Below are 13,724 nucleotides of genomic sequence, written 5' to 3' on the forward strand. Positions count from 1 at the left end.
TCTCCCCATTCACCGCCGAGCCCGTTCCGCATGAAGCCTGCCTTGAAGTCGACGCCCGCGTTGCGCATTACACTCGTTTGCAATACCGCCTGGGCAATCTATACCTACCGGCAAGGGCTGATCCGTATGCTGGTGGGACGCGGCGTCGACGTGACGGTGCTCGCGCCGCGCGACCGCACCTTCGAACTGCTCACCGCGATGGGCTGCCGCTGTATCGAACTGCCGATGGCCTCGAAGGGCACCAGTCCGCGCGACGACCTGCGCACGCTGTGGTCGCTCTACCGGCAATACCGCACGATCCGCCCACACGTGGTGTTCCATTACACGATCAAGCCGAATATCTACGGTTCGATCGCGGCGAAGCTGGCGGGCGTGCAATCGGTCGCGGTCACAACCGGACTCGGTTACGTCTTCATTCAGGCAAGCCGCGCCGCTCAGGTCGCCAAAAAACTGTATCGTTTCGCGTTCCGTTTCCCGCGCGAAATCTGGTTTCTGAATCGCGACGACCACGCCACCTTTGTCGAGCAGAATTTGTTGGTGCATCCAGAACGCGCGCGGCTGTTGCATGGCGAGGGCGTCGATCTCGACCAGTTCGCGTTCGCACCGTTGCCCGAGCGCGCGGACTTCCGCTTCCTGCTGATCGGGCGGCTGCTGTGGGACAAAGGCGTCGCCGAATATGTCGACGCCGCGCGGCGTTTGCGTGAACGTTATCCGCAGGCGCGGTTCCAATTGCTCGGTCCGGTCGGCGTCGACAATCCGAGTGCGATTACGCGTGAAGAAGTGGCGGCGTGGGAGCGGGAAGGCATCATCGAGTATCTTGGTGAGGCGCACGACGTGCGGCCTTTTATCGCCGATGCGGATTGCATTGTCTTGCCGTCGTATCGCGAAGGCGTGCCGCGTACGCTGATGGAAGCATCGGCGATGGGCCGGCCGATCGTCACGACCGATGTGCCGGGCTGCCGCGAAGTCGTGAAAGACGGCGTCAACGGCCTGCTCTGCGAAGTGCGCAATGTAGACAGTCTGGCGGCGAGCCTGGCAAAGATGCTCGACATGGGCAACACCGAACGCCGGGCCATGGCGGAACGCGGCCGACAGAAAGTCGCGGAAGAATTCGACGAACGCGTGGTCGTCGAAACGTATAAAGACCTGGTGCAGAAAATGACGGGCGTTTTACTTTAACGGAGCAACAGCATGACCACGAAGGGCACGATTCTGGTAACCGGCGGTGCAGGCTTTATCGGCTCGCACACCTGCGTCGAACTGCTGAACGGCGGTTTCGACGTCGTGGTGATCGACAATCTCGTGAATAGCAACCGCGAGTCGTTGCGGCGCGTGGAGAAGATCACCGGCCGCGCCGCGACCTTCTACGAAGCCGACGCCTGCGACACCGCGGCGCTCAACCGTATTTTCGACGCACATCCGATCAGCGGCGCGATCCACTTCGCCGCACTGAAAGCGGTGGGCGAATCGGTGGCCAAGCCGATCGAGTACTACAGCAATAACGTCGGCAGCTTGCTGAGCCTGCTCGGCGTGATGCGCGACCGTAACGTGAAGCAGTTCGTGTTCAGCTCGTCGGCCACGGTGTATGGCGTGCCGAAGAGCTCGCCGATCGACGAGTCGTTCCCGCTGTCGGCCACCAATCCGTATGGCCAGTCGAAACTGATCGCCGAGCAGATTCTGCGCGATCTGGAAATCGCGGACCCGTCATGGCGGATCGCCACGCTGCGCTACTTCAATCCGGTCGGCGCGCATGAGAGCGGCTTGATCGGCGAAGATCCGGCCGGCGTGCCGAACAATCTGATGCCGTATGTCGCGCAGGTGGCGGTCGGCAAACTGGAGAAGCTGCGCGTGTTCGGCGGCGACTACGACACGCCCGACGGCACCGGCGTGCGCGATTACATCCACGTGGTGGATCTGGCGCGCGGGCATCTGGCCGCGCTCGACGCGCTGGTTAAGCGCGACGCGAGCTTCGTGGTGAATCTTGGCACGGGCCAGGGCTACAGCGTGCTGGATGTCGTGCGTTCGTTCGAAAAGGCGTCCGGCAAGCCGGTGCCCTACGAGATCGTGGCGCGCCGTCCGGGCGACGTCGCTTCGTGTTTCGCCGATCCGGCCGCGGCTGAGCGGATCATCGGCTGGCGTGCGCAGTTCGGCATCGAGCGAATGTGCGCGGACCACTGGCGCTGGCAGTCGAACAATCCGCAGGGATTTGCGTGAGTCGGTGCTGAAGTGAAATGCGAAGGGGCAGCGGCATTGAGATTCTCCGACTGCCCGTTCCTTTGCAAGCACATGCCTATCAGGCATGGTCGCGCTATCGCAGACTCAAGCGGCACCACTGATAAACCTGCACGCCTTTGCCGATGCCGGACCGGTAGGGTACACACGAAGCGACATCGAGATTGAATCCGTTTCGTTCGAAGATCGGTACCGTCCGGGCCGCCATATCGCGATTCTCGGCGGTAATATCGCGTCGATCATCGTCGCGTATCCCCAGGCTGCATTGCTCGCCAGGCTCATGCTCAGTCGTCACGGCAGCATGAAACCGCAAACGGGACAGCACCCATCGCATCGCATCACAACCTCGTTTAGTTTTATTGACACCGAGCGCCAAAGCGATCCTGTTCACACGCTCGACGCTCTCCTGACGCCAATTGTAGGTACCGTTGATCATCCCGAACGTCGGTCCGCCGCGCTCACGCGCCAACGCCGGTATGCGGTTTCGAAACGCATCGGTTGCAGGGAAGCTGCTTTCGATCTGGGTGAAGGCGACGGTGTCGGGGAACCGGGTAGCGACCCAGCCCCACGCTGCATCGTCACTATATATGACCACCGTCGTCCGCTCTGGCTGCGGCAGAGGTGGCAGTTGCGCGTGGTATAGCGGATCAGACCAGCCTTCGTGCCCCCATGTATGCCCCCCTCCTGTCACCACCACCGCCGACGCGATCGCAAGGAGGATGGCCCCCGAACGCTGCGCACGCCGCTCCGGCAAAAGGCACTGCAGAAGGAGCAGAAACACCATTGGCGCCAACACTTCTATTGCGACGATGTATCGGTAAATGCTGAACAGCTTCATCCAGAGAACAAAGCCGAGGGCAACGAACAGCACAACAAGGCGCTGCCGGGGATCAAACATCCGTTCCCGGTTTCCTTTTAGCCACCGGCCAGCGAAAACGACGCACACACAGCAGAGCGCCACTTCAACCATCGGCCAGATGATCTGACGGATCGGGGTCTCGCCGACTCGATGAGAATCAGCGGTAATGATGAACGGCCACAACAGCGTCTCCAGCAGGCCACGAGGCAACCATCGGACATCCGCGGCGGCTGCCTGCTGCGTCAGCGGATTGTGAAAAATCGCGCCAAACTGGGGATACATAGGGTTGCCGAACAATTCCCACATATGAAACATCCAGTATCCGCCCGTTATCGCGATTCCGATTAGAACGCCGACACCGAACAGAAAACTGATTCTCAGCCGAACAACGAGGTTGCCCGGGTAGCTAAGCAGACTCAGGCAAAGGGCCACCGCATAGACCGCGTTCGTCAGCTTCAAACCTGCACCGAGGCCTACCAGCAGGCCACTACCGATTGCCACGAGAGTGGCGCTAAAGGAGACTTCCGCGAGGCGCTGCCAATTGGCGAGTACGGTCAGCAATCCACCCAGATTGAGAAGCGCCGTCGTATCGTCGCCCATCGAGTTGCCTAGCCCGGATAGAAAGTTCGCGGTGAGACATCCGGCTACGGCGATCAGGATGGGAACGCGGTATCGATTGTCGTTCGACAGCGCCGGCCAGATCTGGCGTGCGATCGCTACGAGCAGGACGAACGTCAAACCATGCAGCACCCCCATGAAAAAGCCGACGACACGAGACGGTAAATGGGAGTTGAGCGTGTACAGAACCACGTCCATCAGCGGATTGAAGTACGACTGCATGCCTGCCGGGGCCAGGTCTATCAGCAGTTTTCCATGCAGCCACGCGAATGGGTTGTATAGGTGATAGTTATACAGATCCCAGTTTGAATCCGCGCCAAGCCACAGCGAATACAGACCGAACAGCAGCGGCACAAAAATACACGCGAGTTTCATCGCACGGCGCGAATTCAGATCGATCCGTCGCAATCCCCTATTGGCGGGCGTGTCAGCATGTTGAACGTTTGATTTCATCGGGAGGTGATCAGGAGCGTTTCTTGAAGACCCACAACCTGGCGCCAAGAAAATTAATTGCCATGCCCGCTATCGAGCCCACGGCTACCGCATAGACCGGTAGCAGACCGCCCTTTGGCAAGAGGACGACCATCGCGGCATAAGCCGCGTAATTGACGGCGCCGCCGCCCATCATGGCGAACAGATACTGCCACCACTCTGTCCACCACGACTTGTTACGGCCAACCGCGAACGTATAGCGGCGATTGATTTGCCACGTGACCCAAACGGCCGCAACAAACGAAAAGCAACGTCCCACGAAATAGCCCGCACCCAAGGCGAGCATGCCGTATAAAACACCGGCATCGACGACAAAGCCGATGGCGCCCGCCATCGCAAAACGAACAAACTCCCGTTTCATTCTTCGCGCCCGTCAGCGCGTTCACCGGAAGCGGGATGCGCGAGATAGGCCAATCGCTTTACCTCCGCCCGGCCGTGCGTGACTGTGTCGAGCACGATGCCGCAGACGAGGAAGAGGGCCCCGAAGATCATCAGCGCAGCGCACAGAACAGCTGTGGGCAGTCGGGGAACCAGACCCGTCGCGAAATAGGTTTGGAACAGCGGTACCGCCATGACGATCGAAGCCAACGCACATACAACGACACCGATCGAGTAAAAAGCCAGCGGACGTTCGGCGCGAAACAGCTTGACGATCATCGAAAGAATACGAAAACCGTCCCGGTATGTGTTGAGCTTACTAATCGACCCTTCGGGCCGGGATTTGTAGTTCGTCACTACCTCGGCGACAGGCATTCTCAGTTCAAGCGCGTGGACCGTCAGTTCCGTCTCGGTCTCGAAGCCCTTTGAATGGGCGGGGAATGACTTGACGTAGCGCCTCGAGAAGACCCGATACCCCGACAGCATGTCGGTGAACGTCCGCCCGAAGATCGACGCGACGAACCGTGTCAGCACGACGTTTCCAAACCGATGTCCGAGCCGGTATGCCTCCTGCTCGCTCGATTGGCGCCTGGCCACCACCATGTCCAAGGCCTCGGATACCAGACGGTCGACCAGTTTGGGAGCCGCAGCAGCGTCGTACGTGTCGTCGCCATCCACCAGCACATAGACGTCAGCGTCAATATCGGCAAACATCCTGCGAATGACGTTGCCTTTCCCTTGATACGCAACCTGGCGTACCCGAGCCCCTGCGTCGCGAGCGACCTTTATCGTGTCATCGGAAGAGTTGTTATCGAAGACGTAAATCTCCGCTTCGGGTAAAGCGGCGCGAAAATCGTTCACGACGGAACGTACGGTTGACTCCTCGTTGTAGCAAGGAATCAGAACGGCCAAACGAAGATGATGGTAATCAGGCATTGGGGCAACGAGGGGCCGCATTAATGGTCTGTGAAACGCGCGCGCTTTGCGAGTCACGTTGAAGCGCGACAAATGAGCGAAGCATTCTACCGCGACGTCGATAGCGCGGCGAATCTGAACCCGGCCCCCGGGCGTCAGCCCAATTCGTCAACCTTGAACACAGCAACCGCGTCACGCAACGCCACCGCGTGCTCCTCCAGCGATTTCGCCGCGGCCGCCGCTTCCTCGACCAGCGCCGCGTTGTGCTGCGTGACCTCGTCGATCTGCGACACCGCCTTGTTGACCTGTTCGATGCCGTCGCTCTGTTCGAGCGCCGACGCCTCGATCTCGCTCATCACGCCGGTCACGCGCTGCACCGCGCTCATCGCTTCGTGGATCGTCTTCTGCGCATCGGACACGAGCGACGCGCCCTGCTCCACCTTGGCCCCCGATTCGCCGATCAACTCCTTGATCTCCTTCGCCGCCGCGCCGGAGCGCTGCGCGAGGCTGCGCACTTCCGAGGCCACCACCGCGAAACCGCGCCCCTGCTCGCCGGCCCGCGCCGCTTCCACCGCCGCGTTCAACGCCAGGATGTTGGTCTGAAACGCGATCCCTTCGATCATGCCGATGATCTCGGCCACCTTGCGCGACGACGCGCTGATCCCATCCATTGTTTCGGTCACGCGCGACACCACCGTGCCGCCTCGCGTGACCGTATCCAGCGCGCCATGCGCGAGCCGGTTCGCCTGCTTCGCGTTGTCGGCGTTCTGCTTCACCGTGGCCGACAGTTGCTCCATGCTGGCCGCGGTCTGCTGAAGCGCCGCCGCCTGCTGCTCGGTGCGCGCCGACAGATCCGCATTGCCCGACGCGATTTCGTTGGCGCCCTGCGTAATGGCCGCGGTGCTGCCGCGCACTTTACCCACTGTTTCCACCAGACCGTCACGCATGTTCGTCAGCGCGCCCAGCAACTGGCCCATCTCGTTGCGCGATTTGACCTTGATGGCCACCGTCAAATCGCCGGCGGCAATCCGCTCGAAATGCTTGACGGTCGCATTGACCGGCTTGATCAGCGCCGCCGACAACGCGACCCGCGCCACCACGCTGATCACAATCGCGATCACGCCGATCGCGCCGAACAGCAGCGTGGCGAGCTGAAAACGCTGCGCGGCGGTGGCCGCCTGCTGATGCTGACTCTCGGTCTGCGCATGCTCGAGCGCGTCGATCGCCTTCGAATAGACCGCGTAGAAACCGTTCGCGGTTTCGCCCTGAATGTTGCGGAAGGTATTGAAATCGAAGTCGTTGAGCGCCTTGAACTCCGGCTCGATCGCCTTTTCGACCAGCGCGCTGCGCGCCTGCTCGACGCTCTGCGCGAGGCGCTGCTCTTCGGCGCTGGCGAACGGACCGGCCATGTAATTGCGGAAGTCGTTGTTCGATTCGACCAGCACCTTGTGCGCGGCCGGCAGCAGGTCGTCGGTCTGCTTGCCGACGCTGAACAGCGTCTGATACGAACCCACCGCCAGTTGCACCTGCAACAGCTTCTCGGAACTGGCCTTCAGATGCGATAACGCGACGGCGCTACGCTGGGTGTCGTCGAGACTACCGTTGGCGAGCTTGAGCGCGCCATAGCCGACGGCGATCACCGTCAGCAGGAAGGCGACGAACACGCTGATCAACAGCGTCAGGCCGCCACGAATTGTGATGTTGTTTAGCATTGGATCTCCGGAGCGTCTTGTCGAGCGGCGGCGAAGCAGGCCGGCCTACGTTGTGCCGTGGTATGCGTTGTTGTGCCGTGTTTTTCGTGCTGGATTCTTGCTTGACTTACACTTCGCCGCATCCAGGTTAACGACCGCGCCGAGGCCTCCTTAAATAGGTGAAATCCATGACTGGCAAGGCTTTGCGGGGCATTTTCGCGCCACTATCTGGGATTTGACGCTGCTTGCGCGCCCAGCGCGCTTTTCCGGAGCCGTCGCGTTTCGTTTGTATAATTCGGCGTCTTCGCTCAGGCCCACTTTCATGCTTAGTTTTGCGCTCGGCTTTCTCGTTTCACTGCTGATCACGCTGTTGATCGTGCGCTATGCGCATCTGCATGAAAAATTCTCCACCGACACCGATCTGGCCGGCGTGCAGAAATTCCACGTGCATCCGGTGCCGCGCATCGGCGGCGTGGGGATTCTGCTCGGGCTGATCGCGTCCGCCGTGCAACTGCATCACGCGTATCCGGCCGTGTCGGGCGGCATTCTCGGGCTGATTGCGTGCGGCATGCCGGCCTTCGGCTCGGGCATGATCGAGGATCTGACCAAGCGCGTATCGCCGCTTGCTCGGCTCGTCTGCACGATGGCCGCTGCCGCGCTCGCCTACTTTCTGCTGGATATCGCGGTCACGCGTATCAGCGTGCCGCCGCTCGACTTCCTGCTGTCGTACGCGGTGATCTCCTGCGCGGTCACGGTGCTCGCGGTCGCCGCGCTCGCCAACGCGATCAATATCATCGACGGCTTCAACGGGCTGGCCTCGATGGTCGCGTTCATGATGTTCGCGTCGCTCGCCTACGTGGCGTTCCAGGTGTCCGATCCGGTCGTGTTGTCCGCGTCGTTCATGATGATGGGCGCGGTGCTCGGCTTCTTCATCTGGAATTTCCCGGCAGGACTGATCTTTCTCGGCGACGGCGGCGCGTACTTCATCGGCTTCATGCTCGCCGAACTGTCGATCCTGCTGGTGATGCGCAATCGCGACGTCTCCGCATGGTATCCGGTGCTGCTGTTCATGTACCCGATCTTCGAGACCTGCTTCTCGATCTATCGCAAGAAATTCATTCGCGGGATGTCGCCGGGCATGCCCGACGGCGTGCATCTGCATATGCTGGTTTATAAGCGCTTGATGCGCTGGGCGGTGGGTGCACGCACGGCGCGCGAATTGACGCGACGCAACTCACTGACTTCGCCCTATCTGTGGTTGCTGTGCCTGATCGCTGTTGTGCCCGCCACGTTGTTCTGGCGGCATACGCTGCATTTGTTCTGCTTCGTGGTCGTGTTCGCGGCGACTTACGTCTGGCTTTACGTCAGCATCGTGCGCTTCAAGTCGCCACGATGGATGGTGGTCAGGAAAGCCAAACGCTAATCGGTAAGCATAAAGTCAGCGCTTTGTTTGCATGGCTCGGCGGGCACGAATATCATCGGACCACCTTAATAAATAGAAAGGGTCCGTTATGAAGTCGAAAGTCCATTTCTTCGCCCTTGGTGTGCTCGCCGCAAGCCTGCCGGCGTTGGCCAATACGGCAGCGGACAATGTCGTCTGGAGTGCGCGGCCGGTCGCGGCGGTGGGCGCGCAGCCCGAGTGCACGGCCTACACGGGCCGGCAGATTGCGAATCCTAACGACTCGACGGACCCGCTGACCAAGACGTTGAAGGTGGTTGGCACGATGGCGGCCGTAGGGGCCGTCAGCGCCGCAACGAAAGCTGGTGGTCAGCCGGGGCCGAATCCCTGCGGCGGGCTTTGAGGTGGTCCTAAGGAACGGTGTAGCCAGATAGGAAGAAGGTACAATAATGGGCCAATAGATACGGCCCAACACGGCGCACTTCGACGTCGTGACGGCCGTCTAAAGTTAAAAAGACATGTCGACGCCCGCTAGTCCTTCACCGTTGAGCGTCAGCCTCCGCAGCCTGTTGCCCGCGTTTTTTCTGCTTACGTTTCCCGCGCTCACCCTGCTGCTACAGGGCGGAGCAAGCGCCGTATCGATCGCGGCCACGCTTATCTCGCTGGCGTTACTGCTCGGCCCTCGATCCTGGACCGGTCTTGCACCGTTGCGTTGGGACCAGGCGGACGCACGCTTGTGCATCGCGATGGCCTGCCCGCTCGTGGCCGTGCTGATCAGTGAACTCTCGCACGCCAAAGTGGTGCCCAATACGCTCGATTCCCCGGCGCGCTTCCTCGCAGCGATGCCGCTCTTTCTGGTCTTGCGACAAGCGCTGCCGCGCACGCTCGCGTGGAGCGATCTGTCGTTTGCGTTGGGGGCGCTGGCGTCGCTGGGCATTCTGCTGATCGCGCCGCAATACTCGGGCATTGGGCGAGTCAGCAGCCGGTTTCTGAATCCGATCCACTTCGGCGACATCGCGCTGATTCTCGGCGTGCTGTCCATTCTTTCGCTGAACTGGTGGCGCAAGGACAGTTTGCCGGTACGGATCCTCAAGATCGCCGGCCTGCTGGCTGGTCTCGCCGCGTCGGTGCTGACCGGCTCGCGCGGCGGCTGGGCCGCCGTGCCCGTGGTGGCGGTGCTGATCTTGTATATTCGCGGCCGTGGTAAGTCGCGCCTCTGGAAGGTGCTTTTGCCGCTGGCGATTGTCGCGATCGTGGCCGGCGTGTTTGTCTTTTCGAGCTCGGCGCGCGACCGGTTCAGCGATCTGTCGTCGGATCTGACCCACTACGAGCATGGGCAGCGCGATACGTCGCTCGGTATCCGTCTGCAGTTGTATGAGACCGCGCTCACGATCGTCGAGAACCATCCGCTTCTCGGCTTGGGCGCGCATGGTTTCCGCGACAGCATGCAGTCGTTCGAGGAAGCGGGCATGCTCACGCCGTTGGCCGCGCAAAACGGTAAGGGGGAGACACACAACCAGTTCTTCGCGTATCTGACGGACTACGGGATCGTCGGCGGCCTCGCGTTACTGGCCATCTACGTGGCGCCGGGGGTGATCTTCTGGAGGCGGTTGAGTGCGCCGACCGATCCTGCCGGCCGCGCCGCGCTGATGGGGTTGACCTTCGTGGTGTCGTTCTGGATTTTCGGGCTCACGGTCGAAACCTTCGACCTCAAAATGACCGTCGCTTTCTACGCGACCATGATCGCGATACTGGCGGCGCTGGCGACCTATGCGGATAAGGTCGCGCGCGTTCCGCCGCAATAACGAAGGTAGCGCGACACCGCCCGGTCAAGCACCAGTGAATCCTTCGCTCCCGGCTAGGCGGGCGTGCCGATGATCGCAAAAAAGCCGTCCGCGGGCGGCTACTGATTGGACCAGCTTTTAGTATCGCTGAGTCAGTCCCGATGCCGTGCCGCATCACTTTATATTTCGGTTCGAGCAAGCGTGGAATCTTTCAGTTGAAACCTCCGCCCGAGCAGCGTAAAGGGTTTCTCGACCCAGCTATAGGACAATTGCGCGAGACAGATCGCAATTAGAACCGACAGAAAGCACACGAAACTCATAATGACCAAGGGCCAACGGATAACGACAGCGCTCGGCAAGATGCGCAGAACAAGGTGGCCGGTGCCGTAAAGCACGATGAAATGCAGAAGGTAAAAACTGTAGGAAACCCGGCCAAGGTATCGACACCACTGCGCATCGAAGATGCGGAGTATCTTGCTGCTGTGACCAAACCCGAGCGCCCAGACCAGTCCCGCCGTGCCTGTCACGACCAGAAAGTCTGCTGCCAATGGGTGTATGAGCGGAAAGCAGACGCTTGCGGCCAGAATCAGTAGCAGGCAACCGACCACGAAAAGCCCGCTTTCCGTCACCGCAGAACGCAGTTGCGAGCCGTGGCTTGCCAGAATAGCGCCCACTACGAACATATAGACATAGTGACCGAGATCCGATGGGGCATCTCGGTAAATCCACGCGAGAGCAACGGTGCACAACAATGCAATGATGCTTCTCACCGCTTTACGGCTGCCTAAGAACCAAACGATAAATGGCAGCAACGCTGAAGCAAGAAGCTCAACTTTAAGCGTCCACGCATTGGGATTGAGCCATGGCGATACAAAGGTCGCATTTTCGATCCATTCGCGGATCGATAGCGGATCGCTATACCATCGAGTGAACCACTCGGAGGCACCGGGAAAATCTTCGTGCCCGGGATAGATAACCAGAAGATAAAACAGCACAACAAGTAACGAGAACCAGAATGCGGGGATGATTCTAAACAGGCGTCGAACGGCAAATCGCAGATACCCCTGTACGCTCAAATTCGATCTGAAGATAGATCGAGCGAGCACGAATCCGCTCAGCACGAAAAAGATGTCGACAGCAGCGGCGCCACTGAACACGGAAATCGTGGCGCGAGCGATGTGGGCCTGAATGCCTTGAACCGCCCAGAGGGGTTTTGACCAGATCGCCGGCTCCGATCCAATGACCAGCCAGATCATCGAATGACCGACCGCGACCCAAAGAGCAGCGACGCCGCGCAACGCTTCCAGGCGCCCCAAAAAACCCTTCGAGCTACTTTCTTCAATAGACATAGCCAAGCCACCACAAAGAACGCGGAATGGTAGCAGACCGCGAGACGCTCAAGGGTGGCACTTTCCCGAGAAGACCACCATCGGTCCGGCCGTGGCAGGCCCACGAAAGATTACAGCCCGACAACACTCAGGAGACCCGCGCAACCGTCGTCACGCTTTGCAGGTCGGGGGCGGCAGCCGGCTGATATTCCGGCACCCAGCGCCGCAAGTCGCGTCGAACCTCTTGATCGTTCGGCACCCGATGCTGCATCAGCCAGGGGAGGAGCTCGTCCAGCAGATTGTCGGGCGTTCCACGCGCCTGGGCGATGCGCAGTTTCGGATGCGGCGTGCGCGTGGTCGCTTCGTCGTCGGCCAGAAGTTCTTCGTAGAGCTTCTCGCCCGGCCGCAATCCCGTGTAGACGATGCGAATATGTTCCTCGCTGAACCCGTACAAACGAATCAGATCTCGCGCGAGATCGACAATCCTGACGGGCTCGCCCATATCGAGAATGAAAATCTCGCCGCCCTGTCCCATGCTGGAGGCCTGCAGCACAAGCTGCGAGGCTTCTGGAATCGTCATGAAAAAGCGTGTGATCTCCGGATGCGTGACCGTGACAGGACCGCCCTTCGCGATCTGTTGCTGAAACTTTGGAATCACGCTTCCCGCGCTACCCAGCACGTTGCCGAAACGGACCGTCTCGAACTGCGTACGCGTACTCGTTTGCTGCAGCGCTTGGCATGCCATTTCCGCGAGCCGCTTGCTCGCTCCCATCACATTGGTGGGATTCACCGCTTTGTCCGTGGAGATCAGCACAAAGTGTTTGACGTCGTGCCGAATCGCCGCGCGCGCCACCCGGTAGGTGCCGAGAACGTTGTTGCGCACGGCCTGCCATGCATTCAATTCCTCCATCAGCGGCACATGCTTGTATGCCGCCGCGTGAAACAGGATGTGCGGCTTGTAGCGCGTCAGCACATGATCGAGCAGCAATGAATCTTTTGCGTCGCCCACGACCGGGACGACCGAGAGCGCCGGAAAGCGATCATGCAACTCTTCAACGAGCCGATACATCGCGAATTCGGACAAATCGAAGGCAATCAACTGCGCAGGCTCGAAGGGCAGAATCTGGCGGCAAAGTTCTGAACCAATCGAACCGCCCGCACCTGTCACCATGACCACACGGCCACGCAACAGCGCCTCGACATGCGGCATGTCGATCTTGACCGCCTCACGTCCCAGTAAATCTTCCAGGTCAATCTGACGCACGCGCGACAGAAACGCTTCGCCTTGCGTGAGGGTGGTCAACGCGGGCAGCACCATGGCTCGCACACCGGCGCGGACACACAGTGTTGCCACGCGGCGCTGCGCGTCCACGGAGGCAGAAGGGATCGCGATGATCGCGTGTTCGACCTTCATATTGTTGGCCCACTGCTGCAGATCGCTAATTGGACCCCACACCTTGTACCCATAGATTTCGCGGCCTTGCTTGGCCGGATCGTCGTCTAGCAAACCGACGAGGCGCCATTCTCCCGAACGCGCCAGTTCGCGGGCGAGGCTCGCGCCGGCATTGCCCGCGCCGAGCACGACCACGGGCTTGCCCTGCCCCACCAGTCCGCCGTAAAGGTAAAACTCTTTGGCAGCCCGGTAGAGGGCGCGCGCGCCACCCATGACGAGAAACAAAAGAACTGGAGAAACGACAAGGACGGAGCGCGGAATGATGGGATGCGGCTGGATCATCACCGCCACCATCATCATGACAAAGGCGGCACTTAGCACGGCCTTCGCGATACGCAGCAGATCCGGAAGGCTCGCGAAAACCCACATTCCCCTGTAGAGGCCGAAGACACGGAAACTTAGCCCGTATACAGGGAGCACCCAGACAAGCGTTCGAACGGCGCCGGACCAGAACTCCGCCGGGACATAGCCGTTAAAGCGGATGATGTACGCTGCCAGCCACGCACCGGTGACGGCGGACAGGTCGAAGAAGAATGCGCTAAATGATAGCCATGAGGCTTTATATCGGAACATCG

Annotated in this window: 11 protein-coding genes; 5 read left to right on the forward strand and 6 right to left on the reverse strand. The window is 60.3% G+C overall.

Annotated elements, in window-relative coordinates:
- Positions 1-30: 30 nt before the first annotated feature.
- Entirely contained in the window at positions 31-1,179 is a 1,149-nt protein-coding gene (locus GGD40_RS08825) for a glycosyltransferase family 4 protein (protein WP_179706522.1), read from the forward strand.
- Between the two features lie 12 nt (positions 1,180-1,191).
- Entirely contained in the window at positions 1,192-2,214 is a 1,023-nt protein-coding gene (galE, locus tag GGD40_RS08830; RefSeq protein WP_179706524.1) for a UDP-glucose 4-epimerase GalE, read from the forward strand.
- 94 nt (positions 2,215-2,308) lie between these two features.
- Here the strand turns inward: galE and GGD40_RS08835 are convergent, their stop codons facing one another.
- The 4 genes from GGD40_RS08835 to GGD40_RS08850 all read right to left on the reverse strand — a co-directional run bounded on the left by GGD40_RS08835 (position 2,309) and on the right by GGD40_RS08850 (position 7,206).
- Positions 2,309-4,162, reverse strand: coding sequence for a glycosyltransferase 87 family protein (locus GGD40_RS08835; RefSeq protein ID WP_179743393.1), 1,854 nt, complete (start codon positions 4,160-4,162; stop codon positions 2,309-2,311).
- 10 nt (positions 4,163-4,172) lie between these two features.
- Entirely contained in the window at positions 4,173-4,562 is a 390-nt protein-coding gene (locus GGD40_RS08840; RefSeq protein WP_179743394.1) for a GtrA family protein, read from the reverse strand.
- Positions 4,559-5,515, reverse strand: a complete 957-nt coding sequence (locus GGD40_RS08845; RefSeq protein WP_179743395.1) for a glycosyltransferase family 2 protein — start codon at positions 5,513-5,515, stop codon at positions 4,559-4,561. Before GGD40_RS08845 ends, GGD40_RS08840 begins: the two co-directional genes overlap by 4 nt.
- Before the next feature lie 134 nt (positions 5,516-5,649).
- Positions 5,650-7,206 (reverse strand): methyl-accepting chemotaxis protein, encoded by a 1,557-nt coding sequence (locus tag GGD40_RS08850; RefSeq protein ID WP_179743396.1) that lies wholly within the window; start codon positions 7,204-7,206, stop codon positions 5,650-5,652.
- Between the two features lie 301 nt (positions 7,207-7,507).
- Here GGD40_RS08850 and GGD40_RS08855 point away from each other — a divergent pair, with 301 nt between their 5' ends.
- The 3 genes from GGD40_RS08855 to GGD40_RS08865 all read left to right on the forward strand — a co-directional run bounded on the left by GGD40_RS08855 (position 7,508) and on the right by GGD40_RS08865 (position 10,389).
- A complete protein-coding gene (locus tag GGD40_RS08855; protein WP_179706527.1) occupies positions 7,508-8,608 on the forward strand; it encodes an MraY family glycosyltransferase in 1,101 nt (366 codons plus the stop codon).
- Between the two features lie 88 nt (positions 8,609-8,696).
- Positions 8,697-8,987 carry a hypothetical protein gene (locus GGD40_RS08860; RefSeq protein WP_179743397.1) on the forward strand — a complete coding sequence of 97 codons (291 nt, stop codon included), beginning with the start codon at positions 8,697-8,699 and terminating at the stop codon, positions 8,985-8,987.
- 115 nt (positions 8,988-9,102) lie between these two features.
- Positions 9,103-10,389, forward strand: a complete 1,287-nt coding sequence (locus GGD40_RS08865) for an O-antigen ligase family protein (RefSeq protein WP_179743398.1) — start codon at positions 9,103-9,105, stop codon at positions 10,387-10,389.
- Positions 10,390-10,547: 158 nt separating this feature from the next.
- Here GGD40_RS08865 and GGD40_RS08870 read toward each other — a convergent pair whose 3' ends face one another.
- Positions 10,548-11,717, reverse strand: coding sequence for an acyltransferase family protein (locus GGD40_RS08870; protein ID WP_179743399.1), 1,170 nt, complete (start codon positions 11,715-11,717; stop codon positions 10,548-10,550).
- Between the two features lie 127 nt (positions 11,718-11,844).
- A complete protein-coding gene (locus GGD40_RS08875) occupies positions 11,845-13,722 on the reverse strand; it encodes a polysaccharide biosynthesis protein (RefSeq protein WP_179744908.1) in 1,878 nt (625 codons plus the stop codon).
- Positions 13,723-13,724: the final 2 nt, after the last annotated feature.

The sequence above is a fragment of the Paraburkholderia bryophila genome, assembly GCF_013409255.1.
Taxonomy (GTDB): Bacteria; Pseudomonadota; Gammaproteobacteria; order Burkholderiales; family Burkholderiaceae; genus Paraburkholderia.